The following is a 6,540-nucleotide window of genomic DNA, read 5'->3' as shown; positions in this document are numbered from 1 at the left end:
CATCCACCAGAGCGAACCCGTACGGGCCCAATTGACCAGGGCGTCCAGGTTGGTGACCAGGAAGCCCTTGTCGCCCAGCTCGTCCGAAATATCGGTGAAGAACGGGTCCTTGACCGGTGCGGCCGGGGTGTCCTTGGTGATCACTCCCATTCGAGAGCCCCTTTCTTCCATTCATAGGCGAAGCCGACGGTCAGGACGCCCAGGAACACCATCATCGACCAGAAGCCAAAAGTGCCGATATCGCCGAGCGAGATCGCCCAGGGGAACAGGAAGGCGACTTCGAGGTCGAAGATGATGAAGAGGATCGACACCAGGTAGAAGCGGACGTCGAAACGGCCACGAGCGTCGGAGAAGGCGTCGAAACCGCATTCGTAGGCCGAGAGCTTCTCGACGTCGGGTTTCTGTTCGCCGGCGACCAGCGAGGCGACGATCATCGCGATCGACAAAGCCAGTGCGACCCCGATGAAAATCAGGATCGGGAGATATTCCCTGAGCAACTCGTCCATGCGAGACCCACCAAGCGCGAGGAAAGGTCAGCGGGACTGACATATGGGACCGATGGCGCGATTCCCGCACGGGAACGCCCCACGAGCCCAAGCCAACCCCTTTCGACCGAGGGAGTATAGGTGGGGGATTATCGCAAAGAAAGTGATCGGTCCAGCCCAAAGCGCGTCTTCCTATCGCGACGCAACGAGACGCCTAGTGGCTTGAGACAAAAGTCTAATCGGTTGCAGAACCGGCCTTGCCGGGAAAATGCGTCCAGCTCGCGGGGAAAAGCCCTCAGGGCGCCCCGATTCCGGCCGTCAGGGGGACGGCGAGGCCGACCAGCGGCCGGAAGAAGCGGCGCAGATCGTCAGCCCCCTTCGGATGGGCGTCCCGCATGGTGAGCATGGAAACGATCATGCGCGTATAGATCTCGCACAGGGGTTCGAGTGGCCCGGCGCTGCCCTGGAGAATCATGTCGAGCAGTTGCAGGCGGATCGCCGTGCCTTCGGGCGAGGTCAGGGTCTTGCCATAGACCTGGGCCGCCATATGGGGCTCGTTGATGATCCGCAGATAGGGATTGCGGGGGATCTCGATGCAGATATGCACAAGGGCTTCCGACAGGCGTTCGGCGGGCGCCTCGAAGGCTTCGAGGTGGTGCGCCAGGTCGGCCACGAAGTCGCCCACCACCTGCATCAGGGCGGCGTGGAGCACCTCCTCCTTGCTCGGGAAATAGCTGTAGACGGTGGCACGGGTCAGTCCGGCCTCGCGAGCGATGTCGCTGATGCCGGCCTTCTCGATGCTGAACTTGAGGATGCAGCGAAGGGCGGCCTCGACGATCTGCTGGCGCGTCGAGGCTTCGCCCTTCGGGGCCGCCGGAAGGGCCGCCAGGGCCATGGTCAGGCCGCCCGGGCCGGCCGGGCGGCCTGATCGCCCGCCCCCGCCCGCATCGCCGCCTCGAAGCCCTGGACGCGGTAGAGATGGGCCAGTTCGAGCATGGCCGCCGGGATGGCGATTGCCGGGGCGACGATCCAAGGCACGTTCAGGCCGACGAACTTGAGCCAGAAGCCGAGCCCGCCCTGCTGGATGTGGACCCAGCCGACATGCCATTCGGCGACGAAGAAGACGCCGGTCATATAGGTCAGGCCGACGCCGATGATCAGCGCCATCCAGCAGGCCTTGATCTTGTCCTGCAGGCCCCGCCCGTATTTGTAGAGATACCAGGCGGCGAGCTCGAAGGGACCGGAGAAGCCGGCCATGAATTCGAGGCCGGCGATGGTCGGATTCGAGGTGATGTAGCGCGTGTCCGCGCCGCCATAGACCCACCAGGCCCAGAGATAGCCGTCATCCGGCCCGATATTGTGGACGAGGCCGGTCAGGTCCAGGAAGAACCAGGGCAGCTCCCAGAAAGTCTGGGCGATGCCGGAGACGAGCAGCCAGACGAAGCCGAACTCCGACCATTTCTCGAGCCGGCTCCGCTTCGCCCCGGCACCGTCCATGAGTGCCATGAAGGGCACGAAGAGAACGCCCAGGATGACCCAGGACGACCAGACGTCGATCGGCGTGCCGGGAATGATCCCCGCCGCCACCAGCAGATAGGCACCGCCCGCAAAGGCGAGCGTCAGCAGGAGCGACAGCCGGTAGACCCATTTCCGCGTGCCCGTCGCGGGCCGGCCCAGATTCGGATGCAGATCGAGCATGTTCCCCCCAGCCTGTGAACGGCGTTGGAAACAGCCTAGGCAACTATACACATAGAGTCTAGTTGTATAGTTTAGCGGCGCATCTGCCGGAGCAAAGAAAAAGCCACCGACCCAGGGGGACGGCGGCTTCTCTGACTTCGTGGTGGCGCGAGTGGCGGGGCTCGAACCCGTGACCTCCGGCGTGACAGGCCGGCGCTCTAACCAACTGAGCTACACCCGCTCGACCAACGAAGGCCGCCCTTGTACTGGCCCCCCACATGGGTGTCAAGCATCTTTCGGAAGCCGATTTCAGTGACGCTCGTCATCGACCGGAAGAGCGGGCTGCGTCACACTCCGAAGCCAGCGGGGACGGGCCGCGAGGGGAAGAGAGATGAAATTCGTCAAATTCAGCCAGGGCGACCTGCTGGACGAGAGGACCACCGACCGCGACCTGCGCAACGGCATCTGCGCCTCGCTGTGCGACCATTGGATCCGCCGGATTCGCAGCAACCCGACCGAATCCCCCGAGGACCGCTTGGCCACGCTGAAACGGGTCGACGTCTTCGCCGACGCCATGAAGTACCAGCAGAAATACAATGCGATGCGCAAGACCGCGGGCGCCGTCGACAGCCGCAAGGCCATGGGCCAAAGCCTGGGCCTCGCCATCGATGCCGACAAGACGATCGTCGACATGAAGATCGACGACATCGGCCGCATTCACACAGTCGACGACATGGTCCGACTCATCATGCGCGACATCAAGGGCGCGATGGCGACCGCCTCCTGGTCGCTGCGATTCGTGGGCGGCGGCGGCCATGCCATCGCCGGCGCCTCGATCGAGGTTTCCATGATGAAGGCGATGAAGGTCGGCCAGATCAGCGCGAGCCGCCCCCTCGCCGACCAGTTCACGGCGAAAATGCCGGAGGTTCACATCTTCGACCCGAACGAAGGCGAATTCAGCGGCGACGCCTTCGAGGTGACCGCCATGTTCACCCAGCTGATGCGCGACTATCAGGTGAAGCACAAGATGGTGGTGCAGGAAGTGCGCCGCTATCAGATGACGTGAGGCGCCCGGCCGCCTTCGCGGCCCAAAAACAGGGTGGCCCGGCCGCCTTCGCGGCCAAAAAACAGGATGGCCCGGCCGCTTCTGCGGCCGGAATGGTGGGCGATGACGGTTTCGAACCGCCGACCCTCTCGGTGTAAACGAGATGCTCTACCGCTGAGCTAATCGCCCGCCCATGGAAGCCCCTTGGCGGGGCCCCGAAACAAGACCGGCCGCGCCTTGGCGCGGCCGGCTGAAGTCGAACGGCCGCGTGAGCGGCCGTTCCATCAATTCAGTGCGTCCTTCAGGCCCTTGCCAGGGCGGAACTTCGGCTGCTTGGAAGCCGGGATCTCGATCTTCTCGCCCGTCCGCGGATTGCGGCCTTCGGAGGCTTCGCGCTTCACCACGTCGAAGGTGCCGAAACCCACCAGGCGAACGTCGTCGCCCTTCTTCAGCGCATCGGTGATCGCTTCGAACACGGCGTCCACCGCCCTGCCCGCATCCGCCTTGGAAAGACCGGCCGACTCGGCCACCGCCGCGATGAGGTCGTTCTTGTTAGCCACTCTCGCCCCCTTTATGAGGTTGTCTGTTCCAGCCGACACATCGCCAGAATCGCCGCGATCTTAAGAGCGCCCCCCCGGGCCGTCAAAGTAAAAACCGCGGAAATCCGCCGTTCGCCGGGCAGAGAATGGCGATCGCAGCGCGGCCGGCGCGGCGCCCCCTCCCTCGGCCCCCTTCCCCGCCGGAGCCGGGGACCGGAAGGCCACCCAAAAGAAAGGCGCCGCCGGCTCTCACCGGCGGCGCCTTCCGCGTCAGGACAGGGTCAGTGGGTGACCAGGCTGTCCACGTCGGCCTTCACTTCGGGCGCCGGCTTCACTTCCGGCTCCGGCGACCATTCGATCGGCTCGACCGGGCGGGTCAGCGCCCGGGCCAGCACTTCGTCCACGGTCGAGACCGGCACGATTTCGAGGCCGGACTTCACATTGTCCGGGATCTCGGCCAGGTCCTTCTCGTTGTCCTTCGGGATCAGCACCGTCTTGATGCCGCCGCGCAGCGCCGCCAGGAGCTTCTCCTTCAGGCCGCCGATCGGGAAGACCCGGCCGCGCAGCGTGATCTCGCCGGTCATGGCGATGTCGCGCCGGACCGGGATCTGAGTCAGCACCGAGACGATCGAGGTCACCATGCCCACACCGGCCGAGGGGCCGTCCTTCGGGGTCGCCCCTTCCGGCACGTGGACGTGGATGTCGCTCTTCTCGAAGGCGGTCGGCTTGATACCGAAGGAGACCGCCCGGCTGCGCACGTAGGACGTCGCGGCCGAGATCGATTCCTGCATCACGTCGCCGAGCTTGCCGGTGGTGGTCACCTTGCCCTTGCCGGGCAGCAGCACCGACTCGATCTGCAGCAACTCGCCGCCGACCTCGGTCCAGGCCAGGCCGGTGACGACGCCGACCTGATCCTCCTCGTCGATCTCGCCGAAGCGGAACCGGCGCACACCGGCATACTTCTCGAGATTCTCCGGGGTGACCGTGATCGACTTGACGCCGTCCTGCAGGATCTCGCGGATCGCCTTGCGGGTCAGATTCGCGATTTCCCGCTCCAGGTTGCGCACGCCGGCCTCGCGCGTGTAGTAACGCACCAAGTCACGCAGGGCCTCGTCGGTGATCGCCCATTCGCCGGCCTTCAGGCCATGCTGCTCGACCTGCTTGCCGATCAGGTGCCGCTTGGCGATCTCGATCTTCTCATCTTCCGTGTAACCGGCGATGCGGATGATCTCCATGCGGTCCAGGAGCGGCTGCGGCATACGGAGCGAGTTCGCCGTGGTGACGAACATGACGTCCGACAGGTCGTAGTCCACCTCGAGATAGTGGTCGGCGAAGGTCGCGTTCTGCTCCGGATCCAGCACTTCGAGCAGGGCCGAGGACGGGTCGCCGCGGAAGTCCTGGCCGAGCTTGTCGATCTCGTCGAGGAGGAACAGCGGGTTGTTCGCCTTGGCCTTCTTCATGGCCTGGATGATCTTGCCGGGCATGGAGCCGATATAGGTCCGCCGATGACCGCGGATCTCGGCCTCGTCGCGCACGCCGCCCAGCGACATGCGGATGAACTGCCGGCCCGTGGCCTTGGCGATCGACTTGCCGAGCGAGGTCTTGCCGACGCCGGGCGGGCCGACGAGGCAGAGGATCGGGCCCTTCACCTTGGTCGCGCGCTGCTGCACGGCCAGATATTCGAGGATCCGTTCCTTGACCTTGTCGAGGCCGTAGTGGTCGGCGTCCAGCACCTTCTGGGCTTCGCGGATGTCCTTCTTGATCTTGGACTTCTTGCCCCACGGAATGGACAGCATCCAGTCGAGGTAGTTGCGCACGACCGTCGCTTCCGCGGACATCGGGCTCATCGAGCGCAGCTTCTTGATCTCGGCCGTGGCCTTCTCGCGGGCTTCCTTCGAGAGCTTGGTCTTGCGCACCCGCTCCTCGATCTCGGCCACTTCGTCACGGCCTTCCTCGCCCTCGCCCAGCTCCTTCTGGATCGCCTTCAGCTGCTCGTTCAGATAATACTCGCGCTGGGTCTTCTCCATCTGGCGCTTCACGCGGCTGCGGATCTTCTTCTCGACCTGCAGCACACCGATCTCGCCTTCCATCAGGCCGTAGACCTTTTCCAGGCGCTCGGAGATCTTGGTGATCTCCAGCACTTCCTGCTTGTCCGAGACCTTGGTGGCGAGATGCGAGGCGACGGTGTCGGCCAGCTTCGACGGGTCGTCGATCTGGTTGACCGAGACCAGGACCTCGGGCGGCACCTTCTTGTTCAGCTTCACATACTGCTCGAACTGCGAAACGACGGAGCGGGCCAGCGCGTCGATCTCGCGTTTGTCGCTGTCTTCGTCCGGCACCATGCGGGCATGGGCCTGGAAGAAGGCTTCGTTCTCGACGAAGTCGGTGATGCGGGCACGCGCGCTGCCTTCGACCAGCACCTTCACGGTGCCGTCGGGCAGTTTCAGGAGTTGCAGGACCGAGGCGACGGTGCCGACGTCATAGACGTCCTTTTCCGTCGGATTGTCCTGGGCGGCGTTCCGCTGGGCGACCAGCAGGATCTGCTTGTCGTCCTTCATGACATCTTCGAGCGCCTTGACCGACTTCTCGCGCCCCACGAAGAGCGGCACGATCATGTGGGGAAAGACGACGATGTCCCGAAGCGGCAACACCGCATAGGTCTGGAGCTGGCCTGGCTCGATACTCTTGCTCATGGGCTGTCTTTCGTTATGGGCCGAATGGAACCGGCCCAGACAACAGGCGCCGGTCCCGTCGCCCTCTGGGGGGACAGGCTTCCGATCGACATGCGGCGGAC

At 64.5% G+C, this 6,540-nt stretch carries 6 protein-coding genes and 2 tRNA genes; 1 reads left to right on the top strand and 7 read right to left on the bottom strand.

Annotated features, from left to right (window positions below; translation table 11 throughout):
- Positions 1 to 140: 140 nt before the first annotated feature.
- The 4 genes from WC493_RS15105 to WC493_RS15090 all read right to left on the bottom strand — a co-directional run bounded on the left by WC493_RS15105 (position 141) and on the right by WC493_RS15090 (position 2,403).
- Entirely contained in the window at positions 141 to 506 is a 366-nt protein-coding gene (locus WC493_RS15105) for an NADH-quinone oxidoreductase subunit A (RefSeq protein WP_373066360.1), read from the bottom strand.
- Between the two features lie 274 nt (positions 507 to 780).
- A complete protein-coding gene (locus WC493_RS15100) occupies positions 781 to 1,380 on the bottom strand; it encodes a TetR/AcrR family transcriptional regulator (protein ID WP_373066359.1) in 600 nt (199 codons plus the stop codon).
- Between the two features lie 2 nt (positions 1,381 to 1,382).
- Positions 1,383 to 2,183: a hypothetical protein gene (locus tag WC493_RS15095; RefSeq protein WP_373066358.1), complete on the bottom strand. Its 801-nt coding sequence runs from the start codon at positions 2,181 to 2,183 to the stop codon at positions 1,383 to 1,385.
- Between the two features lie 143 nt (positions 2,184 to 2,326).
- Positions 2,327 to 2,403, bottom strand: a tRNA-Asp gene (locus WC493_RS15090).
- Positions 2,404 to 2,553: 150 nt separating this feature from the next.
- On the opposite strand from WC493_RS15090, the gene WC493_RS15085 reads away from it, so the two are divergent.
- A complete protein-coding gene (locus tag WC493_RS15085) occupies positions 2,554 to 3,228 on the top strand; it encodes a YopT-type cysteine protease domain-containing protein (RefSeq protein ID WP_373066357.1) in 675 nt (224 codons plus the stop codon).
- Between the two features lie 93 nt (positions 3,229 to 3,321).
- On the opposite strand, the gene WC493_RS15080 is transcribed toward WC493_RS15085, so the two are convergent.
- The 3 genes from WC493_RS15080 to lon all read right to left on the bottom strand — a co-directional run bounded on the left by WC493_RS15080 (position 3,322) and on the right by lon (position 6,439).
- A tRNA-Val gene (locus tag WC493_RS15080) sits at positions 3,322 to 3,396 on the bottom strand.
- Positions 3,397 to 3,491: 95 nt separating this feature from the next.
- On the bottom strand, positions 3,492 to 3,767 hold the full coding sequence (locus tag WC493_RS15075; RefSeq protein ID WP_373066356.1) for an HU family DNA-binding protein: 276 nt from the start codon (positions 3,765 to 3,767) through the stop codon (positions 3,492 to 3,494).
- A gap of 260 nt (positions 3,768 to 4,027) precedes the next feature.
- Positions 4,028 to 6,439, bottom strand: a complete 2,412-nt coding sequence (lon, locus tag WC493_RS15070; protein WP_373066355.1) for an endopeptidase La — start codon at positions 6,437 to 6,439, stop codon at positions 4,028 to 4,030.
- Positions 6,440 to 6,540 lie beyond the last annotated feature (101 nt).

The sequence above is a fragment of the Zavarzinia sp. genome (assembly GCF_041650655.1).
In the GTDB taxonomy this organism is placed as follows: domain Bacteria; phylum Pseudomonadota; class Alphaproteobacteria; order Zavarziniales; family Zavarziniaceae; genus Zavarzinia.
This window is presented reverse-complemented; position numbering and strand designations above follow the sequence as displayed.

What these genes read in the sequence shown, in the direction of transcription:
- WC493_RS15105 (WP_373066360.1), bottom strand. Translation starts at nt 506, where the DNA reads ATGGACGAGTTGCTCAGGGAATATCTCCCGATCCTGATTTTCATCGGG.
- WC493_RS15100 (WP_373066359.1), bottom strand. Translation starts at nt 1,380, where the DNA reads ATGGCCCTGGCGGCCCTTCCGGCGGCCCCGAAGGGCGAAGCCTCGACG.
- WC493_RS15085 (WP_373066357.1), top strand. Translation starts at nt 2,554, where the DNA reads ATGAAATTCGTCAAATTCAGCCAGGGCGACCTGCTGGACGAGAGGACC.
- lon (WP_373066355.1), bottom strand. Translation starts at nt 6,439, where the DNA reads ATGAGCAAGAGTATCGAGCCAGGCCAGCTCCAGACCTATGCGGTGTTG.
- WC493_RS15095 (WP_373066358.1), bottom strand. Translation starts at nt 2,183, where the DNA reads ATGCTCGATCTGCATCCGAATCTGGGCCGGCCCGCGACGGGCACGCGG.